General features: G+C 65.9%; 20 protein-coding genes. 12 read left to right on the forward strand and 8 right to left on the reverse strand.

What is annotated here, in order from left to right; translation table 11 throughout:
• Positions 1–110 precede the first annotated feature (110 nt).
• Positions 111–596, forward strand: a complete 486-nt coding sequence (locus FQ775_RS09935; protein ID WP_146297916.1) for a thioesterase family protein — start codon at positions 111–113, stop codon at positions 594–596.
• Positions 597–640: 44 nt separating this feature from the next.
• The gene (locus FQ775_RS09940; RefSeq protein WP_146297917.1) at positions 641–2272 is read left to right on the forward strand and encodes a chloride channel protein; all 1632 of its coding nucleotides are present in this window, start codon (positions 641–643) and stop codon (positions 2270–2272) included.
• Between the two features lie 35 nt (positions 2273–2307).
• Here FQ775_RS09940 and FQ775_RS09945 read toward each other — a convergent pair whose 3' ends face one another.
• Entirely contained in the window at positions 2308–3690 is a 1383-nt protein-coding gene (locus tag FQ775_RS09945) for a diguanylate cyclase (RefSeq protein ID WP_146297918.1), read from the reverse strand.
• Between the two features lie 152 nt (positions 3691–3842).
• Positions 3843–4727, reverse strand: coding sequence for a dienelactone hydrolase family protein (locus FQ775_RS09950; RefSeq protein WP_146297919.1), 885 nt, complete (start codon positions 4725–4727; stop codon positions 3843–3845).
• 240 nt (positions 4728–4967) lie between these two features.
• Between FQ775_RS09950 and FQ775_RS09955 the strand changes: the two genes are divergently transcribed.
• From FQ775_RS09955 to FQ775_RS09990, 8 genes are all read left to right on the forward strand, one after another.
• Entirely contained in the window at positions 4968–5288 is a 321-nt protein-coding gene (locus FQ775_RS09955) for an ArsR/SmtB family transcription factor (protein ID WP_146297920.1), read from the forward strand.
• Positions 5285–5731, forward strand: coding sequence for an SRPBCC family protein (locus FQ775_RS09960; RefSeq protein ID WP_146297921.1), 447 nt, complete (start codon positions 5285–5287; stop codon positions 5729–5731). Before FQ775_RS09955 ends, FQ775_RS09960 begins: the two co-directional genes overlap by 4 nt.
• A gap of 37 nt (positions 5732–5768) precedes the next feature.
• Positions 5769–6188 carry a GFA family protein gene (locus tag FQ775_RS09965; protein WP_146297922.1) on the forward strand — a complete coding sequence of 140 codons (420 nt, stop codon included), beginning with the start codon at positions 5769–5771 and terminating at the stop codon, positions 6186–6188.
• 508 nt (positions 6189–6696) lie between these two features.
• Positions 6697–7725, forward strand: coding sequence for an MBL fold metallo-hydrolase (locus FQ775_RS09970; protein WP_146297923.1), 1029 nt, complete (start codon positions 6697–6699; stop codon positions 7723–7725).
• Between the two features lie 249 nt (positions 7726–7974).
• On the forward strand, positions 7975–10488 hold the full coding sequence (locus FQ775_RS09975; RefSeq protein ID WP_146297924.1) for a vitamin K epoxide reductase family protein: 2514 nt from the start codon (positions 7975–7977) through the stop codon (positions 10486–10488).
• A 37-nt stretch (positions 10489–10525) separates the two neighbouring features.
• Positions 10526–11560 (forward strand): sodium:calcium antiporter, encoded by a 1035-nt coding sequence (locus FQ775_RS09980; protein ID WP_146297925.1) that lies wholly within the window; start codon positions 10526–10528, stop codon positions 11558–11560.
• A 61-nt stretch (positions 11561–11621) separates the two neighbouring features.
• On the forward strand, positions 11622–11888 hold the full coding sequence (locus FQ775_RS09985) for a hypothetical protein (RefSeq protein WP_146297926.1): 267 nt from the start codon (positions 11622–11624) through the stop codon (positions 11886–11888).
• A gap of 172 nt (positions 11889–12060) precedes the next feature.
• A complete protein-coding gene (locus FQ775_RS09990; protein WP_146297927.1) occupies positions 12061–12420 on the forward strand; it encodes an SPW repeat domain-containing protein in 360 nt (119 codons plus the stop codon).
• A 69-nt stretch (positions 12421–12489) separates the two neighbouring features.
• On the opposite strand, the gene FQ775_RS09995 is transcribed toward FQ775_RS09990, so the two are convergent.
• The 4 genes from FQ775_RS09995 to FQ775_RS10010 all read right to left on the reverse strand — a co-directional run bounded on the left by FQ775_RS09995 (position 12490) and on the right by FQ775_RS10010 (position 16839).
• Entirely contained in the window at positions 12490–13044 is a 555-nt protein-coding gene (locus tag FQ775_RS09995; protein WP_146297928.1) for a glyoxalase superfamily protein, read from the reverse strand.
• Between the two features lie 352 nt (positions 13045–13396).
• Positions 13397–15082 (reverse strand): sensor histidine kinase, encoded by a 1686-nt coding sequence (locus FQ775_RS10000; protein ID WP_146297929.1) that lies wholly within the window; start codon positions 15080–15082, stop codon positions 13397–13399.
• Between the two features lie 147 nt (positions 15083–15229).
• Positions 15230–15682: a MarR family winged helix-turn-helix transcriptional regulator gene (locus tag FQ775_RS10005; RefSeq protein ID WP_146297930.1), complete on the reverse strand. Its 453-nt coding sequence runs from the start codon at positions 15680–15682 to the stop codon at positions 15230–15232.
• Positions 15679–16839: an Acg family FMN-binding oxidoreductase gene (locus FQ775_RS10010; RefSeq protein WP_146297931.1), complete on the reverse strand. Its 1161-nt coding sequence runs from the start codon at positions 16837–16839 to the stop codon at positions 15679–15681. The genes FQ775_RS10005 and FQ775_RS10010 overlap by 4 nt, the downstream gene beginning before the upstream one ends.
• A 161-nt stretch (positions 16840–17000) precedes the next feature.
• On the opposite strand from FQ775_RS10010, the gene FQ775_RS10015 reads away from it, so the two are divergent.
• Positions 17001–17402, forward strand: coding sequence for a hypothetical protein (locus FQ775_RS10015; RefSeq protein ID WP_146297932.1), 402 nt, complete (start codon positions 17001–17003; stop codon positions 17400–17402).
• A gap of 80 nt (positions 17403–17482) precedes the next feature.
• Positions 17483–20458, forward strand: a complete 2976-nt coding sequence (locus tag FQ775_RS23935; RefSeq protein WP_246730320.1) for an ATP-dependent helicase — start codon at positions 17483–17485, stop codon at positions 20456–20458.
• Between the two features lie 113 nt (positions 20459–20571).
• Here the strand turns inward: FQ775_RS23935 and FQ775_RS10030 are convergent, their stop codons facing one another.
• Entirely contained in the window at positions 20572–20853 is a 282-nt protein-coding gene (locus FQ775_RS10030; RefSeq protein WP_146297934.1) for a hypothetical protein, read from the reverse strand.
• Between the two features lie 95 nt (positions 20854–20948).
• Positions 20949–22178, reverse strand: a complete 1230-nt coding sequence (locus FQ775_RS10035; RefSeq protein ID WP_146297935.1) for a porin — start codon at positions 22176–22178, stop codon at positions 20949–20951.
• Between the last annotated feature and the right edge of the window lie 569 nt (positions 22179–22747).

A 22747-nucleotide genomic window follows, 5' to 3' on the forward strand; every position in this document is an offset into this window, starting at 1 on the left:
GGCATCGCATGCGTAATGTGCACTATTCGTCGACCGGCGGGACGAATTTGAAGATTCGCCACCCACTGGAGATGGACCGATCCATCCTGACGATCAAGCGGGGAATAGCAATGCCGATCGAAGCACCGTTCCGGTCAAGCGTCATGAAGGTCGAGAAGGACTGGATCGACTATAACGGCCATCTCAACATGGCCTTCTACAACGTCCTGTTCGACCGATGCTCCGACGAGGCGTTCGAGGTCATGGGCATGGGTCCCGACTACGCCCGCGACCGCCGGCTGACGATCTACACGGCTGAGGTCCATGTCTGCTATGTGCGCGAACTGCATCTCGACGATCAGGTGCGGATTTCCTTCCAGCTCGTAGACCATGACGAAAAGCGCCTGCGCGCCTATCAGGAAATCCACCATGTCGACGGCTGGCTCGCCGCCACCTCCGAGACCCTGTCGCTCCACATCGACATGGCCGGCCCGCGCGTCGCTGCCTTTCCGGACGACATCATGGAAAAGGTCGAGGCCATGCGCGCCGCTCACCGCGCGCTGCCGTTGCCGGAGCGTGCCGGCCGGTCGATCGAGATCAGGCGCAAGGCCGGCTGAAGGGAACCAGGCCGCCCGGCGGCCGCTGCGAGGCGAAAGGCCCGATGAACGACGCCACAAGGCGCGCCATGAACGCCCTCCAGGGCTGGGTCGAACCCAACTGGCGCGAATTCCGCCGCGAGCGCCAGCCTTTCGTGCTGATCCTGGCGCTGGCGATCGGCCTTGGTGCCGGGGTCGCCGCCATCCTCTTCCGCGAACTCATCGGTTTCGCCCAGTTTTTCTGGCTCGGCACCCGGTCCGAACAGACGCTGACGGCCGCCGCCGCGATGCCCTGGTGGGTCATCCTGCTCGGACCGATAGGCGGTGGCCTCGTCGTCGGCCTCATGCTGAGGCGCATCTCGGCGCGCCGCGCCGGCGGCGTCGCCGATGTCATCGAGGCGCGCGCCTATACCGGCCGCAAGCTCAGCGTGTCAGACGGGCTATGGTCGGCGCTTGTTTCCGGCATCTCCGTCGGCACCGGCGCCAGCGCCGGCCGAGAAGGCCCGATCGTCCACCTCGGCGCCATGCTCGGCGGCGTGATCTCGCGCCGCGCCGCCCTGCCCGAATGGTGCCGCCGCACCCTTCTTTCGGCGGGCGTTGCAAGTGCTGTCGCAGCCTCCTTCAACGCCCCTTTCGCGGGCGTTCTCTTTGCTCACGAAGTGGTGCTCGGTCATTATGCCTTGCGCTCCTTCGTGCCGATCATGATCGCGTCCACGGCCGGCAGCGTGCTTTCGCGGCTCTGGTTCGGGCCCGACGCCTCCTTCTCGGTACCGGCCTATGCCGTTGCCTCCTACTGGGAGTTTCCGGCCTTCGTGCTCCTCGGCCTGGTCTGCGCGGCCGTGGCGATCCTGTTCCAACTGGCGCTCTTCATCGCCGATTTCGCCGCCCGCCGCATCGACATGCCTTTATGGCTGCGGCCGGCGGCCGGCGGCGTCATGGTGGGCGCGATCGGCGTCTTCTTTCCGCATGTGCTCGGCGTCGGCTACGAGGTCACCGACCTTGCCCTTTCCGGCCAGCTTCCGCTGCTTCTGGCGCTGGCGCTGATCGTGCTCAAGACGGTTGCCACCGCGATCTCGCTGGCCGCGCGCTTCGGCGGCGGCGTGTTCGCGCCGGCCATGGTGGTGGGCGCGCTCACCGGCAGCGCCTTCGGCCTGATGGCCTCGAGTGTGTTCCCCGACATGGCCTCTTCCGGCGGGCTCTACGCCATGCTCGGCATGGGTGCGGTCGCCGGCGCCGTTTTCGGCGCGCCGATCTCGACCGCCATGATCGTCTTCGAGCTCACGGGTGGCTACGCGCTCGCCATCGCGCTGTTGCTGACGGTCGCGGTCGCCCAGGGCGCGATCCAGGCGCTGCACGGCCACTCGTGGTTCCAGTGGCAATTGCGCATGCGCGGCCTCGACGTGCGCGAAGGCCCGCACAAGCCGCTCGGTGCTTCGGTCCAGGTGATGGATTTCATGGAACCGCTCGCCGCCGATGCCGAGCCGGTCACCTACGATCCCGAGCGCGGCGTTCCGGCGCTGAAACCGACCGACACGCTCGACAGTGCGCTGCGCCTGCTCGACCAGGGCGGCCACGACAGGCTGCCTGTGATCAGCCCCTCGGACACAACCAGGGTCATCGCCTGGGCAAGCCACGTCGCCGCTTTGCGCCATTTCAACCGCGCCCTCGTCCAGGCCTCCGTCGAGGAGCATCGCTGAAGGCGACGAAAATGACGTCGAGTCGGGTGTACGGGTTACGCCGCTATCGTCTCGCAGCGGTTGCGCCCGGCTTCCTTGGCCCGGTAGAGCGCGGCATCCGCCCGCCCCAGCGTCTTCGAAAGCACGTCTTCGCCGTCGCGGTAATGTGCGTAGCCGATGCTCACCGTCACCTTGATCAATTGCCCTTCGGCGGCGATAGGCAGTTCGCAGGCGGCGCGACGCAGGCTCTCCGCCGCTTCCGCCGCCCCTTTGTCCGAGGCGAGAGCCAGGCAGAATTCCTCGCCCCCGAAGCGCGCCAGAAGATCGCCCGGTTGCAGCCGCTGCATCCATCGCGACACCAGCTCCACCAGCACGGCATCGCCGGCGGGATGACCGTAGCGATCGTTGATCTGCTTGAAGTGGTCGATGTCGAACAGAAGGATCGGCATCGTCCGGCGTGGCCCGTTCGGGTGAAGCTGCTTTTCGGCCAGTTCGAGGAAGCGCCCGCGGTTCAGCGCCCCGGTCAGGTGGTCCGTCCAGGCTAGCCGCGCCAGTTCGCGCTTCTGGCGCATCAGCTCGGTGACGTTAAAGCGAAAGCCGACCAGGCCACCGTCGCGCGTGCGCCTCTCCTGGATGCGCAGCCAGCGGTCGCCGGGCAATTGCTGTTCGATCGGCTCGTCCGGGCTCTGATGGATGCGCACGCGTTCCGCGATCCAGGCCTCCTCGTTGCCGACTGCGTCGGGATATTGGCCGTTCTCGACGCCCTTGCGGATGATGCTTTCGAACGTCGCGCCCGGCACGATCCACTGCGCGCTGTGCCGGTAGATCTCGCGATAGCGGTTGTTGCAGAAGACGAGCCGGTCATCCCTGTCGTAGATGACGAACCCGTCCGGCAAGGCTTCGACCGCATCGACCAGTCGCTCTTCGGCAAGTTTCGCCCGGCGCGCGTTGAGCTGGCTGTCCATTTGCGCGATCACCAGGGCGGCAAGATCGCTAAGCGCCTCCAGTTCCTTCGCAGACAGCGACCGCGGTTTGGTGTCGACCGCACACAGCGTGCCCATGTTGAGCCCGCAGCTCGTTGTGAGCGGCGCGCCGGCATAAGCGCGCAGGCCATCCTGCGGCGTCACCATGTCGTGGTCGTAAAAGCGCGGGTCGGCGGTCAGGTCACCCACATAAAGCGGCCTGTCGCGAACCACGGTGTGCGAGCAGATCGCCCCTTCCCGCTCGAAAGTCGGCGCGTCGAGCCCGACACTGGACTTGATCCACATCGTGTCCTGGTCGATCAGCGAGATGTAGGTGATCGGTACGTCGAGCAACTGGGCGAGCAGCCTCGTCACCCGGTCGAAAGCCGACTTCATCGAATCGTCGCTGGCAAGTCCGTACTCGGCAAGCTTCGCGAGGCGCGCATCTTCGTCTGGCGTGGTCGGAAACGAAGCCATTGCCCCTCAACTCCCAGCGGTCGGAATGGCCAATCTAAAGGTCGGTGGTTAACAAACGATCCAGGGATTCCCGCTTCACGCGCATCGGCAAGCCGATGCCACCCCCGTCCCCGCGCGCTCACACCATGCGGCTCAGGCGCGTTGTCGGAAGTTCACCCGCCCCGTTCGAGATGCTCCTTGAAGAACGCAACCGTGCGGTTCCAGGCCAGCGTCGCCGCCTGCTCGTCGTAGCGCGCGGCCGAGGTGTCGTTGTTGAAGGCATGCTGCACGCCGTCATAGACGTGGATCGTGAAGGTCTTGCCCGCCGCCTCCAAGGCGTCGCGATATGCGTCGATGCCGGCATTGATGCGGCTGTCTTCCCCGGCATAGTGCAGAAGCAGCGGCGCCTCGATCCGCTCGACCCCTTCGCTGGCCGGCTGGCGTCCGTAATAGGCCACGGCGGCGTCGAGCGAAGTCGCGGCCACCGCGAGGTTGTTCACCGTACCGCCGCCCCAGCAGAAGCCGACCGCACCGACTTTGCCGTTGGAACGCTCATGCGCCTGCAGATAAGCAATCGAGGCAATCGCGTTGTCGATCACGGCGCTGCCGTCGAGTTCGCGGATCATCTCGCGCGCCTTGTCTTCGTCCTCCGGCGTTCCGCCCGCCGGCGACAGGAAGTCCGGCGCCAGCGCCAGGAAACCGTCTGTCGCCAGGCGCCGCGCCACGTCCCTGATATGCGGATTGAGGCCGCGATTCTCGTGAATGACGATCACCGACGGCAGCTTGCCGCTGTTGCCGGCAGGCCCCGCGAGGTAGCCCTTCATCTCGCCCGGCACGCCCTCATAAGTGACATCTTCGGCCGATATGCGCTCGTCGTCCTCGGCCACCATCGCCGCCTTCGCCTGGCTCGCCGCCAGCAGCGGCGCAATTGCCGCGGCCGCCGCGCCGGAACCGGCAAGCCGCGTCAGTCTCTCCATGAAGCCGCGGCGGTCGAGCGTCAGGTGCGTGTATTCGTCATAGGCGTCGATCATTGCCTGGGTGATGGCCGGCTTGTCCATGCTGGTCTCCCGAAAACGCGTCTCGCAATCGAAAGCTAGGTCGGCGCGGTCGCCTGTCTAGTCAAGCCTGCGTTATTCCGCTGCCCCGTCGCGCCTGACTGCGGTGCTGGCGCCATCGGGCGGCCGCTACGGCGTTCGCGCGCCGCTCGCGCCGCCAATATGCAGGTATTTACCTGCATGTATTGACATGCAGGCAAATACCTGCATATACCCATCGCCATACCGCCCCGGGAGGTGCCGATGGATGATGACCGGGTGTTCAAGGCCCTGGCCGATCCGAGCCGCAGGATGCTGCTCGACCGCCTTTGCGAAAGGAATGGTCAGACGCTCGCACAGCTCTGCGAGACCATGGACATGAAGCGCCAGTCCGTGACCCAGCACCTCGGCCTTCTCGAACAGTCCAATCTCATTAGCACGGTGCGCCGCGGCCGCGAGAAGCTGCATTTCATCAACCCGGTCCCGCTCTACGAAGTCTACGAGCGCTGGATCCGCAAATTCGAAGAAGGCCGGCTGAGCCTTCTCCACGACCTCAAGCAGGAACTCGAAAGGAACAGGAAATGACCGACAGATCTGCAAGTTTCATCTACGTCACCTTCATCCGTACCACACCCGACAAGGTGTACGAGGCGATCACGCGGCCCGACATCGCCCGCCGCTACTGGGGCCACGAAAACGTCTCGGACGACTGGCGGCCCGGCTCGGATTGGCGGCACGTCCGCGCCGACGAAGCGCGTACGGTCGAACTCGTGGGCAAGGTGCTCGAAAGCGACCCGCCAAGCCGCCTTGTGATCAGTTGGGCAAATGAGAGCCAGAAGGATGACGCCGAGCAATACAGCCGCGTCACCTTCGACATCGAAAAGCAAGGCGAGATGGTCAAATTGACCGTCGCACATGAAGAGCTGCAGCCCGGCAGCGGCATGCTGAAGGGGATCAGCAAGGGCTGGCCGCTCGTGCTCTCCAGCATGAAGTCCTTCCTCGAGACCGGCCAGGGCTTCGATCTCTGACCGTACGCCGTCCAGCGAGCAAATTTGGAGTGCCCGAATGAGTACGAAGACTTACATCGGTGGCTGCGCTTGCGGTGCCATCCGCTATGAAACGACACAGCAGCCGATCTTCCAGAACCACTGTCAATGCACCGATTGCCAGAAGCGAAGCGGCGCCGGGCACGGCTCCTACCTGACGTTCCCGAGCCGCGCTGAGATGACGATCGTCGGCGAGCCATCACAATGGAGCGTGAGCGCGGACAGCGGCAATGAAAAGACCCATGCCTTCTGCCCGACATGCGGAACGCCGGTCTACCTGACGTTTGCAGCCCTGCCGGACTTGATAGCGATCCACGCCGGCAGCCTCGACGAGCCGGACCAATTCATCCCGCAAGCGCTCACATACGGCGTTCGCGGCCACGCATGGGACATGATGGATCCCGCTGTACCCAAATTCGACCGAATGCCGCCCGGCTGACGCCGTCGGGCGCGTGGCCGCTGTGAGGTGCGGCCCGCCTTCATCGCCCGCCTAGCAACATAGTCGCATTGCCGAGGGCCGGCGGAAAACGTTAGGAAGATGCGGCGGGCCCGAGCAGCGAGGGGGAGGCGACGCGGGCCGGTGCCAGAGGTCTTGGGAGATTTGCTCGCGTCGCCGCTCGTCTGAGGGTTCGCCACTGTCGATCGCCGTCGGCCGCGCACGAAAATTTTCCGCATGCGGAAAATTCGTGATCGAGCCGTCGCTTGTCTCACCGCCTTTCGATCCCATCTTCCGGTTTGTGTCGCGATCTCGATCCCCCAAGACACGGCACTTTCCGGACCGGTGGCGCACCCCAAGCCCTCACCCCCCGCCCGCGCCACCGGTCCTCTTCCTCCTCGCTTGACCTGGTCCCGTCCGACGGCCCGCGCGCCCCGCCTGTTTCCTTGCCGCTCGGCAGGCCATAGACTGGCCATCCACGGGGGATGGGGTGTTCGGCAACGCGAAGATCATGGCTATCGTCACGCTGGCGCTGCCGCTTGCCGCCTTGGCCGGCTGCGTTGGCCTTTCGGGCCGGGCTGGCGATGACGCGCCGCCGCGCTTTTATGCCAATCCCGGCATTCCCCTGCCCGCGCCGAAGCTGCTCGCCTGGACCGACCATCTGGCCAGGATGGCGACCAAGGCCTTCCCGCAGGCAGACGCCCTGCCCCCGGGTCACGCACTGCCCGAGGCAGCGGCCGCGCGGCAGTTCGCCGCCGCGCGCGGCGCCCGCCTGGCCCTTACCTGGTTCGGCCACTCCACCTTCCTGATCCGCATAGGCGGCCGCGTCGTCATGACCGACCCGGTCATCACCGAGCGCATCGGACGCGGCGCGCTGCATCTGCACCGGCTGCCGCCGCTCCTGCCCGACCCGGCGCTGATCCGGCGCCTCGACGTCATCGTCATCTCCCATGCCGACTACGACCATCTCGATCTGCCGAGCCTGGCAATGCTGGCGGCGCGCTTCCCCGACGCGCAGGTCTACGTGCCCGAGGGCACCGGCTTTCTCGTCCGCCGGGCCGGTTTCGCCAACGTTACCGAACTCGCCTGGTACGAGCGCGCCGCGCCGGCCGGCCTCACGGTTACGGCGGTGCCGGCCATCCATGCCGTCCGCCGGCTGCCCTTCCCCGTCGACAGCATGCATTGGGCCGGCTACGTCGTTTCCGACGGGCATCGCCGCGTTTACTTCGCCGGCGACACCGCCGCCGGGCCCTATTTCGCAGAGACCCGGCGCCGGCTCGGACCGGTCGACGTGGCGCTGGTGCCGGCGGGCGCATGGTCGCCACGCGGTTTCGAACGGCCCTACCACGCCGAACCCGAAGAGGCGGCCGCCATTGCCCGCACCATGGGCGCCCGCCTGGCGATCGGCATGCATTGGGGCACCTTCGCGCTGTCGGAGGAAGAGCCTTCGGAGCAGAAGCGCCGCTTCCTCGCCGCATCGACCGCGCAAACCAGGACAACCGTCTTCCGCATCGGCGAAACGCGGGTGCTCGCGCGCTGACCGCGCCCATGGCGGGCGCCATCAGGCCTGCCGAGCGAACCGTTGGCAACCACCGTAGATGTTGCCATCGCGAATTCCGTAGCCGGATTCGCTCGGAACCCCTTCGCGCCGCACACGTTGGTCCATTGCAAGCCATTGAGGATGGTCCGGCATTTTTTGCCGTTCTCAGGGCTATTGCGCGCCATGCCAATCGGTCTGCGCCGCGCCTGGCCTCGGTGGCGTGACCTTCATCACCGGGAAAGCAGCTTGATGGCCTCGAGGACAGATCGGGACAAATCGTCGAAAACCAGGGCCGGATCGACGGGCGGCAAGCCCGTCATTCTCATTACGGGCGCGGCCGGCGATATCGGTTCGGCGCTCGTTGCCGCGCTTGCGCCGGACTACACGGTCGTCGGCCTCGATCTGAAGGACAAGCAGGCGGATTGCGAACTCTTCGCCGTCGACCTGTCGTCACGGGATTCGGTCGAACTCGCCCTGCGCAACTTCCGCGACAGGCACGGCGGCAAGATCGCCTCCGTCATCCACCTCGCCGCCTATTTCGACTTCACCGGCGAGGACCACCCGCTCTACGACAATGTCAATGTGGAAGGCACGCGCAACCTTCTGCGCGCGCTGCAGGATTTCGAGGTCGGTCAGTTCCTCTACTCCGGCACGATGCTCGTCCATCGTCCCGCCGAGCCCGGTCAGCCGATCGACGAACGGGCGCCGATCGAGCCGAAATGGGCCTATCCGCAGTCCAAGGCCCGCGCCGAGGAAATCATCAGGGAGGAGCACGGCGACATTCCCTATGTGCTGCTTCACCTTGCCGGGCTTTACGACGAGCGTACCGCCGTACCCACCCTTTCCGCCCAGATCAGGCGCATCTACGAGCGCGACCCCAAGGCGCACGCCTATTCAGGCTCGCTCGATACCGGCCAGTCATTCCTTCACAAGGACGACATGATCGACGCCTTCGTGCGCGCCGTCGACCGCCGCGCGAAGCTGCCCGCGGACGTGACCATTCTCGTCGGCGAGGCCGAGGCGGCATCCTACCAGACACTGCAGGAACGCATCGCCAACCTCATCCACGACGAGGAGGAATGGGCGACCTACACGGTGCCGAAGGCTCTGGCCGGCGCCGGCGCCTGGCTGGAGGAGAAGAGCGAGCCGATCGTTCCCGACGATTTCGACCAGGGCGAAAAGCCGTTCATCCGCCCCTTCATGGTCGAGATGGCCGACGACCACTACGAGCTCGATATCACGCGCGCCCGTGAACTCCTCGGCTGGGAGCCCAGGCACTTCATCCTCGATACGCTTCCGGCGATGATCGATCATCTCAAGGCCGACCCGTTTGCCTGGTACCGGGCAAACGGCATCACGCCCCCTGCCTGGCTGGAGGCGGCCGACGAACGCGGCACACAGCCGGAGAAATTGCGCGACGGCGCCGAAGCCGCCTATCGCGATGCCCACCACCGCTTCCTCTGGGCGCCGTTCCTGAACATGGGCCTGGGCGCCTGGCTGATCACCAGCCCTCCGATGCTCGCCTATGAATCGCGCTGGATGGTCTGGAGCGACATCGTCGCCGGCATCCTCGTCGTCGCCCTTGCCTTCGTCTCGCTGTCCTGGCGGTTCGGACTGATCCGCTGGGCGCTGGCGGCTGTCGGACTGTGGGTCATGGCCGCACCGCTTGTCGCCTGGGCGCCGACGGCGGCCGCCTATTTGAACGGCACTCTGGTCGGTGCGCTTGTCTTCGGCATGGCCGTGCTGGCACGGCCCGCTCCCGGCGTCGGAATACTTGCGGCGACGACCGGGCCGACCATCCCGCCCGGCTGGGAATATTCGCCGTCGAGCTGGTTCCAGCGGCTGCCGATCATCATCCTCGCCTTCCTGGGCCTCTACGTGTCTCGCTACATGGCGGCCTATCAGCTCGGCCACATCGACGGTGTCTGGGAGCCGTTCTTCGCCGGGGCCGCGAGCGACCCGAAAAACGGCACCGAGGAAATCATCACCTCCAGCGTCTCGCAGGCCTGGCCGGTGCCTGACGCCGGCCTCGGCGCCCTGACCTATTTGCTGGAGATTCTCACTGGCATCATCGGTTCGTCGCGGCGCTGGCGCACCATGCCCTGGCTGGTGGTGCTTTTCGGCATCATGATCGTGCCGCTCGGCGTGGTCTCCATCACTTTCATCGTCATCCAGCCGATCGTGCTCGGGACATGGTGTACGCTGTGCCTGATCGCGGCCGCGGCGATGGTGATCCAGATCCCCTATTCGGTCGACGAACTGATCGCCACCGGGCAGTTTCTCGCCCGCCGGCGCCGCGCCGGACGGCCCATCCTGCGTGTCTTCCTGTTCGGCGACACCGACGAGGGCGACAGCCGCAGCGGTGAGGACAGCTTCGACCAGTCGCCGATGGCCATCATGCGCGACATGCTCGGTGGTGGCATTTCGGTGCCATGGACGCTGGCCGTTTCGGTGTTGATCGGCGCCTGGCTTATGTTCACCCGGCTGACGCTGGGCAGCACGGGCGTCGTGGCCAACGCCGATCACCTCATCGGTTCCCTCGTGATCACGACCAGCGTCGCCGCAATGGCAGAGGCGGTCCGGCCGCTCAGATTCATCAACACGCTGTTCGGAATGGCGCTGGTCATCATCCCCTTCGTCGCCGGAACAACCGTGCCGCAGACCGCGGCCGGCGTCGTCGCCGGACTTGCGCTGATCGCGCTCAGCGTGCCGCGCGGCGCGATCCGCCACCGCTATGGCAACTGGAGCCGCGTCATCGTGTGACGCGCGGTGCGCCACCCGCCAAACCGGAGCGTAGCTCATGCCGTCCTTCGCCGGTTTTCCCGTCTGGCTGAACGTCGTTGCCTTCGCGGTCTCCGCCGGGGCCGTCTGGATCGCTGGTACGCGGCTGTCCTATTACGTCGATGCGATTTCGCGTCACACCGGCCTCGGCCAGGCCGTGCTCGGGGTCTTCCTGCTTGGCGGCATCACCTCCCTGCCGGAGATCGCCGTTGCCGGCACCGCCTCGTTCGGCGGCAATGCGCCGCTGGCCGTCAACAATCTGCTCGGCGGCTTCTCCATGCAGGTCGCAGTGCTGGCGGTGGCCGACCTCGCCATGCGCCAGCATGCACTCACCTTCGCCGTGCCCAATCCGATCGTCCTCCTTCAGGGCGCGCTCGGCATTCTCCTGGTGGCCTTGGTCTGCTTCGGCATTGCCGTCGGCGACATCGCGATCCTGGGTGCCGGCGCGTGGACCTGGGGTGTGTTCGCCCTGTTCCTGTTTGCGATCCGGCTCATCGCCAGGTCTGAAAGACAACCGTCGTGGCAGGTCGTCGGCCAGCCGCCGGGTCCCGAGATCGGCCAGACCGAGACCGCTGCGGAACATTCCCTGCGCCATGCCGTCATCGGCACTGCTGTCGCCGCGGCCGTGATCCTGTGCGCCGGCTATGTCCTTTCCGAAAGCGGCGAGGCGCTAGCGGAACAGACCGGGCTCGGATCGAGCTTCTTCGGAGCGGTCTTCGTCGCGATTTCCACCTCACTGCCCGAGGTCAGCACGGTGTTGGCGGCGGTCAGGCTGCGCCGCTACGTGATGGCGGTTTCCGACATATTCGGCACCAACCTTTTCGATCTCGCGGTCATCTTTCTGGTCGACCTGTTTTATTTCGGCGGCCCGGTCCTCAACGAAGTCGGGCAATTCTCCATCGTCGCCGGACTGATCGGTATTCTGGTCACCGGTCTCTACCTGGTCGGCCTGATCGAGCGGCGCAATCCGTTGGTGTTCGGGATCGGCCTCGACACGATCGCGGTCGTGGTCACTTATCTGGGCGGCATCGGTTTCCTCTACACATTGCGCTGAGCATTGGAACCCCGACGGCCGGTTGTACGTATTCCTTCTGGGTGCCAAGCCGGGAAATGCGATGCCGACAAGCAGCACGTCAAACAAAGGGAACGACGAGCGCCTGGCCACGCCGGGCGGCGGCAAGGTCACCCGCCAGCAGGTCATGAACGTGCTGGCGAATCCGGGTTACTCAGCCGACGCCCGAAAGGGGCGGTTGAAGGAAGCTCTCACAGCCCTGGAACGGGACAAGCATCTGTCGGACGAGGACCGGGAACTGGCGGACGCCATCAGGCAAATTCTCGACGACTACCAGGCCGGGCGGCCGATTTCCGACGACGTTCTGTAGCCAATACTGACCCCTCTTACGCGGAACAGGAGCCCTCGGTTTTCCTTGCCGGAATCCATGAACAAGACTAAAGTATAACAAGTTGTGCGAAGGCCCGTAGGGCTTGTGCGCGGCCAGAAGCCATGAACAGCCCTTGGGCCGGTCAAGTGACCGCACCTGAAAGGAGGTTGTCATGGCAACCGTTGACAAGCACCACTGGTACAGTCTCGACATGCATCGGCCGTGGGAGGACGTCACCTCGATGATCCTCGGCGCCGTCGTTGTCATCTCCCCGGTCATCATGGCGCCCGCCGATGGCGTGATCGCCATTTCGAGCGGGCTTGCCGGCGTCCTGATCGTCATGCTCGGCGCTCTGGAATTCGTCAGCCTGCGCCGATGGCAGGAATATATCGAGGTGCTTTGCGGCGCGTGGCTTGTCGTGGCGCCCTTCGCGCTCGGCTATGCCGGCACGCTGCGTGCCGCCCACATGGCCATCGGCCTGGCGGTGATCGTCCTCGGCCTGCTCGAAGTTCGTCAGGATCGCGTTCGCTGACCCATCGCACGCGCGACCTGCAGCGCTGATGGTTGGCCGGCCACCCCGCGAGGCGGCCGGCCGCCACGATCAACCCGCCTTCTCGTTCTCCATGAACCGGATACGGTTGTTGAACGGGTCGATCACCGTCACCTCGAGGCCCCACTCCTGGCGCTCCAGCCCCGGACGCATGTATTTGTAGTTTCGCGACAGCAACTCGGCGTGAAAGACGCGGATGCCCTTCATATTGACGACCATGTTGCCGCCAGGGGTCGCGTCGCCCGCATGTTCGGAAAGATGCAGTTTCAGCCCGCCACGCGAGACCTGGGTGTAGAGTGGAAAGTTCTCGCCGAACCGGTGTTCCCAGTCGATCGAGAATCCCAGGAAGCCGAGATAGAACTCGTGCGCCTTGGCAACGTCGAAGATTCGCACGATCGGCACTGCTTGCTCGAAGACGATCCCCGCCCCGCTCGCTGGCGCCGATCGGTCCCGCTCGATCTTCGACGACAGGATATTCCAGTTTTCAAGCCCGAACTGGCGGGCGACGATCTCCAGCGCCTGGTTGTGTGGCAGATCGATGTTGTTGGAGGCCAGTGCCTCGCGCATGGCTTTCGCCATTGCCTTGGCATCATGAAATGTACGCATGGGTCTGATCCTTCACGTGCGGCGAAGTCGCGGAAATCAGTGCCCGCATTGCTGACGCGTTCGCCGACCGGAAAGACCAGTGGAAGAATGCCGTCGATGCATTCGCCATGCCTTGATGGGCGCGGGCTGCCGGCTGCATCGGGCCGTCAGGAACCGGTAGCCCGGTGGTCGCGCCGCGTCAAGAAAGGTGGCGATGGGAAAACTGCGGGCCGGGCGGGACAGGTGCTCGTCTGCCATTTCGTTGGCCAGGCGGAGAAACCGGGAAAAAGACCGTCCTGTTCACCGTACCGCCGCGCCCGGTTGACACGGCCCGCAGCACTCGGGACAACGCCGCCGCCACGCGATGGTTCCCTCACCCCGCGGCGCTGTCGTTTTCGTCGGGTCGCCATTCGAGCTTGCTGCGCAGCGTTTCCGCGCGCCAGCGCAACCCCTCTCTGGCGAAGGTGAGGGCGACCGTGCCGCCGATCGCCGCCGCCGCGTGGACTTCGAGCACCGTGGTTCCGAAGCCGCGCCGCTTGGTTTCTTTCACCGGCGGGCCATCCTGCTCGGCCCACTCGATCGCGATCCGCTCTTCGTCACCCTCGCCCGCGAACGTCCATCTGACGTCGATCCGGCCCTGCGGCACCGACAACGCGCCGTACTTGACCGCATTGGTGCCGAGTTCGTGAAATGCCATGCCGAGGTTCTGCACCGCATCCGGCTTGAGCAGGAAAGGCTCGCCGCGGACGACGACACGCTCGACATCATTGACGAAAGTCGCGATCTGCCGGCGGATAAGCGCATTGAGCGACACGCCCGCCCAGCCCTGCTCGGTCAGGAGGTCGATCGAGCGCGCAAAGCCCTCCAGCCTTTCTCCTGCCTTCGGCAGGAACGCCTCCAGCGAATCCGACTGGCGCGCCGTCTGCCGCATCATCGACTGGACCACGGCCAGCATGTTTTTCGTTCGGTGGACCAGTTCGCGCAGGATGAAATGCGTCCGCTCCTCCGATTGCGCCCGGTCGAAAGACGCTTCCGTCAGCGCGTATGCGACGAGGTCGGTTTCCCTCATGCCGGTTTGCGCCGGTGAGACGATTTCTCCCGCACCCAGTTTGCGCGCCATGCGCGACAGCTGACGGATGGCGCGCCGCAGGCGGAAGGCGAGCAGCAGTACGGCGAGTGCCGACAGTACCGAAAGCGCGATGCCGCCGACAAAAAGCCGCCCCCAGCTTTCCAGTATCGACGCCTGGCCGCTTCGCACCGGCCCCCAGACGAAGGAACGCCATGACCAGCCAACGATCGATGAATACGCCGCGATGCCGGCCTCGCCGTCCAGATCTATATCGATCACTCCGGAATTGTTGTTGATGCGGCTCTGAAGATCGCCAAAGAGCGCCGCGCCGACACGCCCGTCGAAGGTATCGTTGGCCGCCACGAGTTGGCCGTTCTGATCCACGGCGGCGTAGAACCAGTCGGAAGGCATCGAGCCGGTGGCGATCAGCGCGGACAGGTCTTCGGCGTTCTGGGTCATGATCAGCGCCGCCGCTCCGCCCCCCGACGTTTCCGCCAATGGCTGGATGACGTTGAAGACCCATTTTCCACTGGTGCGGCCAAAAAAGGTCGGCGACACCTCGACCCGCCCGGATTCGAGCGCGCTGACCAGGCTGTCGAGGTCGGAGGTCGGCCCGAGCGGTGTGCCGAAAGGCACCCGCGTGTTGAGCAATTGCTGCCCGCTGCGGTCGACGGCGATGATGAACCAGGGGCTGCCCGCAAGCGCTGCCTGCGTGCGGTTATGGAAAGCGCGCAGGTCGCCTTCCATCAGTTCCGGGCTGGTCGACAGCAGGTTGAGGGTCGTCGCCATGTCGCGCAGCTGGCGTTCGATCGCGGTGGAGTTGGCAATCGCTGCCGCGACGGCGCGGCGTTCCAGTGCCGCATGCTCGCGCTGTTCGAGTTGCAGCAAGAGCAGCGCGACGAAGAGCAGCAGCGGGACCAGGATCGCCGCAGCCATCGCCGCCAGATAGATCGTTATGGAAAGTCTGATGGGACCGAGGCGGGTGTTCACTTGATGGTTCCGTGGCTCCGCGCGGCGCCGGTCGTCCCGCCAGCGCTCTGCAGCCGGACCAGCAATAGAGCAATTTATGCCGCGGAGGTATCCGTTTTCTGCTGGATTGCCAGCCGGCACCGTCGTGCCGTTTCGAGGCGGCGGCCGCTAAGCCCGCCTCTCGTCCAGATAGCGCCGCACCTTTTCCAGGGCGGGAATCGTTTGCGCGATGAGTTCGGGCGACACCGCCTTCACCAGCGCGTCGATCTCCGGCGCCATCGCCGCGACCGCCGCCTCGCGCGCCGCCAGCCCCTTCGGCGTGATGGTCACCAGCTTCGCGCGCCCGTCGCGCGCATCCGGGCCGACAGCGACGTGGCCTTTTTCCGAGAGATAGCGGATGGTGTGGGTCATCGCCCCCTTGGTCACCTGCATGGCATTGGCGAGCCGGAGCGGGCTCCATCCTCCGCCCAGCCGCGCCAGATGGTTGAGCACGCCGAACTGCGCCATCGTCATGCCGTCCGGCAACGCCTTTTCCATAGCGTTGCCGGACAGTTGCGCGATGATGCCGATCTCGGTCATGAAGCGGAAGGCGTCGCCGATTGTTCCGCCTTCATCCTTCATGCGCTGCCGATCCGTGTTTCCAGCGGCCAGCGCGGGCTGGCCTTGATGGCGGGACCATAGCCGAGCCGCACCAGCATTTGCAGCGTCTCGTCGGCGCCGATCCCCAGTTCCGCCCGCATACCCTCGTGATGCGGCTTCATCTCGGCATATTCCTGCAACGCCTGGCTCAGGGGCTGCATGGCGATGCCGCGCGCCGTCGCGGCAAGGTTGAGACGCAGATGGTCGCGCCCGGCGGCGATCTGGTCGGCGCGGCGATTGCCCGCCGTCGTCGTCCACATGAACGCCACCGCCGTGTCGAACGGTTCCTTCAGCACCGGCATCTGCTGCCGGAAGGCGGTCGATTGCGGGTCGAGCAGCGCCTCGCGCGTCAACAGCCCGGCGAGCTTCAGCCCCTCCATCAGCGGACCGGAAAGGTCGATCCCGTCCGGATTGGCCTCGATCTCGGCGCGGCCGATCCGCATCAGGTCGACGCTCTCCTTCAGCGCCTCCGGCGTGAGAAGCTCCGTTTCCATCGCCGCCCAGGCAAGCGACCGCAGCGCCGCGACCTTGCCGGCATCGTCCGTATGCGCGACGCGCACCGATCGCGCTGCCTTGGCGATCGCCGCCAGCGCCTCGTCCGCCACGGGTCGGGACGTATCATAGGCTTCCTTGTTGGAGCGCCGGTCGAGCACATGCGCAAACAGCGGATCGGGCCTGATCGCCGGGTCGGACACCAGCCGCAGCGTCGCGACCGGCCGCCGGTCGAGGCGCGGCTGCGGTTCGCCCTCGGGGAAAAGCTGCACCTCGGTGGCGAACCCGTGCTCGGCCGCCGCCATCACGAAAAGCTCGATGAAGCAGCCAAGGCCGATGGTGATCTGGCGGTCGAACGGGTCGGTCTCCGGCAGCCGCCGCTCCGGCTCGCAATAAAGCGTCACGGTGTCGTTGCCTGTGAGATCGGCGAGCCAGGGCTGCCGGTTGTGCGGATTGGGCGCCAGCAGCGCATAGGAAAGCGCCGTCAGCCGCGCATCGTTCCGCCCCTCGCCCGCCGCTTCCCAGGGCTTGCGCGCCGCGGCCGGGTCGCGTGTCGCCGCCCAAAGCCCGCCGCCGCCCGCCGCCAGCACCACGCCGCCGCCGAGAAGTTTCAGAAAATTCCGCCTGCCGCGTCCGTCATTCGCCATCCTGGCCTCCTTATGGTTTAACGCTCAACTATCAGATAGTTTATCGATAAACCATCTTCAAGGCCGCATCGTGCTCGCCGGCCAATCCTGGCGCCAATGCGTGATCCCGGTTGGCTTCGCCGCAGGTGGCCGCCCCCGGTCGAAACCGTTAGGCTGCGCCGATGTTCGCAGCCGCCAAATTCGTTCATTTGGTTTCGCTCGGCCTCGTCGCGCTGGCGATTGCCAACGCCTTTCTCGGTCCGCGCGCCGCCCGCGCCGCCGCCCCTGTCCGGAACGAGCTCTTTGCCGTCATCGCGCTGTTCGGCCGGCTTGGCCGCATCGGCCTCCTGCTTCTCTGGCTCACCGGCATATGGATGCTGTTCGACCGCTATGGCGGCAATCCGGCCGGCCTGCCCGCCACCTTCCTGTGGAAGCTCGGCTTCGTCGTCGCCGCCACCATCGGCGTCATCGTCATCGACTACACGCCATGGCGCCACCACCCGCCCGTCGTCGCCATCGGCGGCCTGATCGCCGACGCCGCCATCGTTGTCGCCGTGCTCCTTGCCGTCCTGACCTTCAACTGACCCCTGCCGCCGCCCCCCCGATGGCGGCAGCGTGGCCGAGTTTTCTGGCCTTTCGCCCCCGAATCACTACATTCGGAGGAATGTCCGGTTCTCCCGACGACCTGCCCTTTTTCGACGGCGACGACGCCCCGCCGCGCCCGGCCGCCGGCGGTCTTGCCGCGCGCGCCATGGCCGCGCGCCAGTCCCGCGCGCCCGACTATCTCGCCGGGCTCAATCCCGAGCAGCGGCTGGCTGTCGAGACCACCGAGGGCCCGGTGCTGGTGCTCGCCGGTGCCGGCACCGGCAAGACCCGCGTGCTCACCACCCGCATTGCCCATATCCTGGCCACCGGCCGCGCCTGGCCCTCGCAGATCCTCGCCGTCACCTTCACCAACAAGGCCGCGCGCGAGATGAAGAGCCGCATCGGCCTCCTGGTCGGCGAGCAGGTCGAGGGCATGCCCTGGCTCGGCACCTTCCACTCGATCGGCGTCAAGCTCCTGCGCCGCCACGCCGAACTGGCCGGGCTCAAGCGCGACTTCACCATCCTCGACACCGACGACCAGATCCGGCTCTTGAAGCAGCTCATCCAGGCCGAGGGGCTCGACGACAAGCGCTGGCCGCCGCGCCAGTTCGCGCAGATGATCGACGGCTGGAAGAACAAGGGTTTTGCCCCGAAGGACATTCCCGAGGGCGACGCCCGCGCCTTCGCCAACGGCAAGGGCCGCGAGCTCTACGCCGCCTATCAGGAGCGGCTGAAGACCCTCAACGCCTGCGATTTCGGCGACCTCCTGCTGCACCCGATCCGCATCCTGCGCGACAATCCCGACATCCTGCGCGAATACCACGCCAGGTTCCGATACATCCTCGTCGACGAGTACCAGGACACCAACACCGCCCAATATCTGTGGCTGCGCCTGATCGCGCAGAGGCCGCAACCGGCCGGGGAGCGCCAACCGGACCGCCGCCCAATCTCCCCCCTCGTGGGGGAGATGCCCGGCAGGGCAGAGGGGGGCAACGTAGGGCGCCCCTCGTCAGTGGGCGGAGATGAGGGCGGGACAGCGCCCCCCTCTGTCGGCTCCGCCGACATCTCCCCCACGAGGGGGGAGATCAAGCCCGACCACCCGCCCGCAGGCCCGGCGCCCGCAGGCCCCGCGCGCGACCGCGCGCCGGGCGACGTTTCGCCCGCCCCCGCGGAGGCCAGCGAGCACAGCGAGCGCTCGGCCGTGAGCGAAGACCAGGCGCGCGACCGCGCGCCGGGCGACGTTTCGCCCGCCCCCGCGGAGGGCCAGCCGCCGCAGGCGGCGAAACGGCCCGTGAGCGAAGACAAAAAGCAACAGATCAACATCTGCTGCGTGGGCGACGACGACCAGTCGATCTATGGCTGGCGCGGTGCCGAGGTCGACAACATCCTGCGTTTCGACAAGGATTTCCCCGGCGCCGCCGTCATCCGGCTGGAGCGCAACTACCGCTCCACCGCCCATATCTTGGGTGCCGCCTCGCACCTGATTTCCCACAATGAGGGCCGGCTCGGAAAGACGCTCTTCACCGAGGCCGCCGACCCCGACGATTCGCCCGTCATGGTCCACGCCGCCTGGGATTCGGAGGAGGAGGCACGCGCCGTCGGCGAGGAGATCGAGGCGCTGCAGGCCAGGGGCGAAAAGCTCAACGACATGGCGATCCTCGTGCGCGCCTCCTTCCAGATGCGCGAATTCGAGGACCGTTTCGTCACCCTCGGTTTGAACTACCGCGTCATCGGCGGCCCGCGCTTTTATGAACGCGCCGAGATCCGCGACGCCATGGCCTATTTCCGCGTCGTCGCCCAGGGCGCCGATGACCTCGCCTTCGAGCGCATCGTCAACGTGCCCAAGCGCGGCCTCGGCGAGGCCTCCGTGCGCCAGGTCCACGACACCGCCCGCGCGCTTGGCGTGCCGATGCTCGAGGCCGCCCGGCAGCTTGCCGAAAGCGACGAGATGAAGCCGAAGCCGCGCGCCGCGCTGCGCGAGGTCGCGGCCAATTTCGCGCGCTGGCAGGCGCTTCTGGAGACCACGCCGCACACCGAGCTCGCCGAGACCATCCTCGAGGAGTCCGGCTATACCGACATGTGGAAGAACGACCGCTCAGCCGAGGCCCCCGGGCGGCTCGAAAACCTCAAGGAGCTGATCCGCTCCATGGAGGAGTATGAATCGCTGCGCGGCTTCCTCGAACATGTCGCGCTGGTCATGGATGCCGAGCAGAATGAGGAGATGGACGCCGTCTCCATCATGACGCTGCATTCGGCCAAGGGGCTGGAATTTTCCACCGTCTTCCTGCCCGGCTGGGAGGAAGGCCTGTTCCCCCACCAGCGCGCGCTCGACGAGGGCGGCCGCTCCGGCCTCGAGGAAGAGCGCCGCCTCGCCTATGTCGGGCTCACCCGCGCCAAGAAGAACCTGCACATCTGGTTCACCTCCAACCGCCGCGTCCACGGCCTGTGGCAATCGACCATCCCGTCGCGCTTTCTCGACGAACTGCCCGAGGCCCATGTCGAGGTCGCCGAGACCGGCCAGTCCTATGGCGGCTATGGCAATCCCTATGGCGGATCGGGCGGTTATGGCCGCCGCAACCCCTATGGCGCCTCCCGCTTCGACAATCTCGGCGCCGCAGGCGGCGGTTCTTCCTCTCCCCGGCGGGGAGAAGGTGGTCCGCGCGGCGGACCGGATGAAGGGGGATCAGGCGCCGGGCGGGCCTTTTCCAACACCTATGCCACGCCGGGCTGGAAACGCGCCCAGCAGAACCGCACCGACGCGACCGACCGCAACTGGGGCACGCGCTCCGGCGTCCAGGTCGAGCGCATCGGCTATGGCGAGACCGATTCCGGCTACGGCGCCGGCCGCGGTTCGGTGAAGGGCCGCGTCATCGAGGGCGAACTGGTGGCCAGGTCAGTCGCCGACCAGCCCTCCGCCTTCGCCGTCGGCGACCGCGTCTTCCACCTCAAATTCGGCAATGGCAACATCGCGTCGATCGAAGGCAACAAGCTCACTATCGATTTCGACAAGGCCGGCCAGAAACGCGTGCTGGACGGGTTTGTCGAGCGGGTGTGAATAGATACGCGGACGACTCAAGCCTTCCCGGCCTGAGCCGCCGTTTCAAACCGCCGATCCGCAATGAAAAGGCCGGCACAAGGCCGGCCCCCATATCCGTTTAGTCGATCTTCTCAACCGTTCGGATCGGCGTCGCCGCCACCGGTCTCGCCATTCTTGTTCGGCGTGTTGCCGTTCGGATTCTCGCCGCCGTTGCCTTTGCCGTTGTCGATGCGACCGTTGTCGCCACTCACGTTCAGGCCCTTGGGCACGTTGCCCTCATAGCCACCGCCGGAATCTTCCCAGCCGTTCTTGTTGCCATTATTCACCCCCTTGCCGTTGCCAATCCCGGCAAGTGCGGTGCCAGTCATCAGGGTCGCTGCGGCTGTCGCAATGATAAGCTTGTTCAGAGACATGATCGAACCTCCCCTGGTTTCGAACGGCCTCCTCGAGTGAAAGCTAAGCACGTCGGGCTTCGAATCGCAACATTCGCATACCTATAGCAGAGCCTTCAGAAACTGCGGCGCACGTAGACCTTAAGCTCGAAGCCGTCGGCCGGGATGTGGTTTTGCCCTCTTATGTCGGTGGCACTGACCTCGTCGAGATGGTAGTTACCCTCCAATCCTAGGGTCAGCCCGCCGGCGGACTGGCGGATCACGCCCAACGAGACACGAAGACCGCGGGCACGCCAGTTCAGGAACCGGGCGTCGGTCTCTACCGAATATCCTGATGCCGTGCCGACGAGGCTTGTCTGCTCGCTCACGTCGTGCTGCACCGATGCGAGCGCAGCGTAGCCGCTCGAAAGCACCATCCCCCCGTCCGCATCGATCAGGTAATCGGTGACGTTATCCGGATAGCCGAGATAGCCGAGGGCGCCCTTGGCATACGTTGCGACCACGGCAAGGCGGGCCGGGCGGCCGCCCGGCGACCACCGATGTTCGTATCCGGCAGCGACTGCGAAACCCCACGCGTTGACGGCGGTACGCGCGTCCCTGATATGCGTGAGCGCACCGGACACGCCGAACGTCTCGTCGGCGTTGATCGCATTCAATACGATGTCCGGTATCCAGGGCGATGCGCGCTTGGCCCAGATTCCATCCTCAAGGCGCCGCGCGCTGCTGTCTTCCAGCGAGAGCGTGATGCGGGAGCCGTTGGTAAACCCGTATGTGTAGGCGGCGAGGTCGATCGTATCGTCGGCCGCGTACCCGCCCGTGTAGGTATATCCGTCGCTGAGGTTGAAATAGGAGGCTCCCCTGCCGAGATCGAATCCGGCGAGCGTGAAATAGGCCTGGTCGACCTTGAGCGTTTGCCCGCCGCTGCCGAGCAGTTCGCCCTCAAGCGAGAGGCGCGTGCGCAACATGCCCCATTCCGTTTCACTCGCCGAGAGAAACGTCAGGTACGACGTCGTCTCGGTTTTTCGGCGGTCGGAGCCGTTCGGGACGAGCCCGAAGCGAGCGATGGGAAGTCCACCGGCGTAGCCAGGCAGGAAGAAGATCCTGTCGTCGGCGTCCGAGAAGCTGTGTTCGGCGGTGATGTACCCGCTGATGGACAGGCACGTTCCGTCGAAGCGGATGTAGCCCGGCGCCGGGCAGGTGGCCAGAAAGAGCTCGTCCGTGTCGGCCTGCTCGGCACTCGACGCCGAGACGACACTGGCGGCAAAGATGAGCACGTATCCGACGGCCGACCGCAGACCGGCGAAGATGTCTCGCCAGAAAGCGATTCGCGCTGGTCGGTCTTCCACGTCGCAGGTGCCTCTCGGGCCAAGGCCGCTGGTGGAAAAATGTTGTGATTATGGTTAACCGCCGGTAAATGCAGCGAACGACAAACGGTGACGGTTTGCGCAGTTCGCCGACCCAACCTCCCGTTCCTGCTCACTATTCGCTATTCACTACTCGCTTTTTATCCACGCCCCCGCCACCTTCTCGTATCATCCCCGTCGATCGCCGCGCGGGAAACGGATGCGCACCGAGCCTCCGGGCGGCGTCCGGCGCCGGACCGGTGGTGCTACGGTGGCATCACTGGGCGATGAGCCCCCAGGTCCGGGCCCCAGGGTGAGGTGCGGGGCCGACAGAGTTCCGGTCGCGAGGCCACCGGCTTTGCGAGTGCTGGTCCCAAAAGGCCAGCAACGCGCACCTGCACAACCGGGCAAGCACGCCGGGCGGGCGGCCGCGAGGTCGCACGTAATACCTAGATGAGCGACCGGACGGCCGCCCGTCTTCCCACCCCCTGCTGTGCGGGACCGGTGGGCGTTCTTTGACAGGACCCGGCCTTTTCGGGGCGCGGGAACAATGAATCATGGGCGAACGGCCT

The organism is Nitratireductor mangrovi (assembly GCF_007922615.2).
GTDB lineage: Bacteria > Pseudomonadota > Alphaproteobacteria > Rhizobiales > Rhizobiaceae > Mangrovimarina > Mangrovimarina mangrovi.

Excerpts from the sequence above, each read along its gene's own strand:
- FQ775_RS09935 (WP_146297916.1), top strand. The coding sequence starts at position 111 with ATGCCGATCGAAGCACCGTTCCGGTCAAGCGTCATGAAGGTCGAGAAG.
- FQ775_RS09940 (WP_146297917.1), top strand. The coding sequence starts at position 641 with ATGAACGACGCCACAAGGCGCGCCATGAACGCCCTCCAGGGCTGGGTC.
- FQ775_RS09945 (WP_146297918.1), bottom strand. The coding sequence starts at position 3,690 with ATGGCTTCGTTTCCGACCACGCCAGACGAAGATGCGCGCCTCGCGAAG.
- FQ775_RS09950 (WP_146297919.1), bottom strand. The coding sequence starts at position 4,727 with ATGGACAAGCCGGCCATCACCCAGGCAATGATCGACGCCTATGACGAA.
- FQ775_RS09955 (WP_146297920.1), top strand. The coding sequence starts at position 4,968 with ATGGATGATGACCGGGTGTTCAAGGCCCTGGCCGATCCGAGCCGCAGG.
- FQ775_RS09960 (WP_146297921.1), top strand. The coding sequence starts at position 5,285 with ATGACCGACAGATCTGCAAGTTTCATCTACGTCACCTTCATCCGTACC.
- FQ775_RS09965 (WP_146297922.1), top strand. The coding sequence starts at position 5,769 with ATGAGTACGAAGACTTACATCGGTGGCTGCGCTTGCGGTGCCATCCGC.
- FQ775_RS09970 (WP_146297923.1), top strand. The coding sequence starts at position 6,697 with ATGGCTATCGTCACGCTGGCGCTGCCGCTTGCCGCCTTGGCCGGCTGC.
- FQ775_RS09975 (WP_146297924.1), top strand. The coding sequence starts at position 7,975 with ATGGCCTCGAGGACAGATCGGGACAAATCGTCGAAAACCAGGGCCGGA.
- FQ775_RS09980 (WP_146297925.1), top strand. The coding sequence starts at position 10,526 with ATGCCGTCCTTCGCCGGTTTTCCCGTCTGGCTGAACGTCGTTGCCTTC.
- FQ775_RS09985 (WP_146297926.1), top strand. The coding sequence starts at position 11,622 with ATGCCGACAAGCAGCACGTCAAACAAAGGGAACGACGAGCGCCTGGCC.
- FQ775_RS09990 (WP_146297927.1), top strand. The coding sequence starts at position 12,061 with ATGGCAACCGTTGACAAGCACCACTGGTACAGTCTCGACATGCATCGG.
- FQ775_RS09995 (WP_146297928.1), bottom strand. The coding sequence starts at position 13,044 with ATGCGTACATTTCATGATGCCAAGGCAATGGCGAAAGCCATGCGCGAG.
- FQ775_RS10005 (WP_146297930.1), bottom strand. The coding sequence starts at position 15,682 with ATGAAGGATGAAGGCGGAACAATCGGCGACGCCTTCCGCTTCATGACC.
- FQ775_RS10010 (WP_146297931.1), bottom strand. The coding sequence starts at position 16,839 with ATGGCGAATGACGGACGCGGCAGGCGGAATTTTCTGAAACTTCTCGGC.
- FQ775_RS10015 (WP_146297932.1), top strand. The coding sequence starts at position 17,001 with ATGTTCGCAGCCGCCAAATTCGTTCATTTGGTTTCGCTCGGCCTCGTC.
- FQ775_RS23935 (WP_246730320.1), top strand. The coding sequence starts at position 17,483 with ATGTCCGGTTCTCCCGACGACCTGCCCTTTTTCGACGGCGACGACGCC.
- FQ775_RS10030 (WP_146297934.1), bottom strand. The coding sequence starts at position 20,853 with ATGTCTCTGAACAAGCTTATCATTGCGACAGCCGCAGCGACCCTGATG.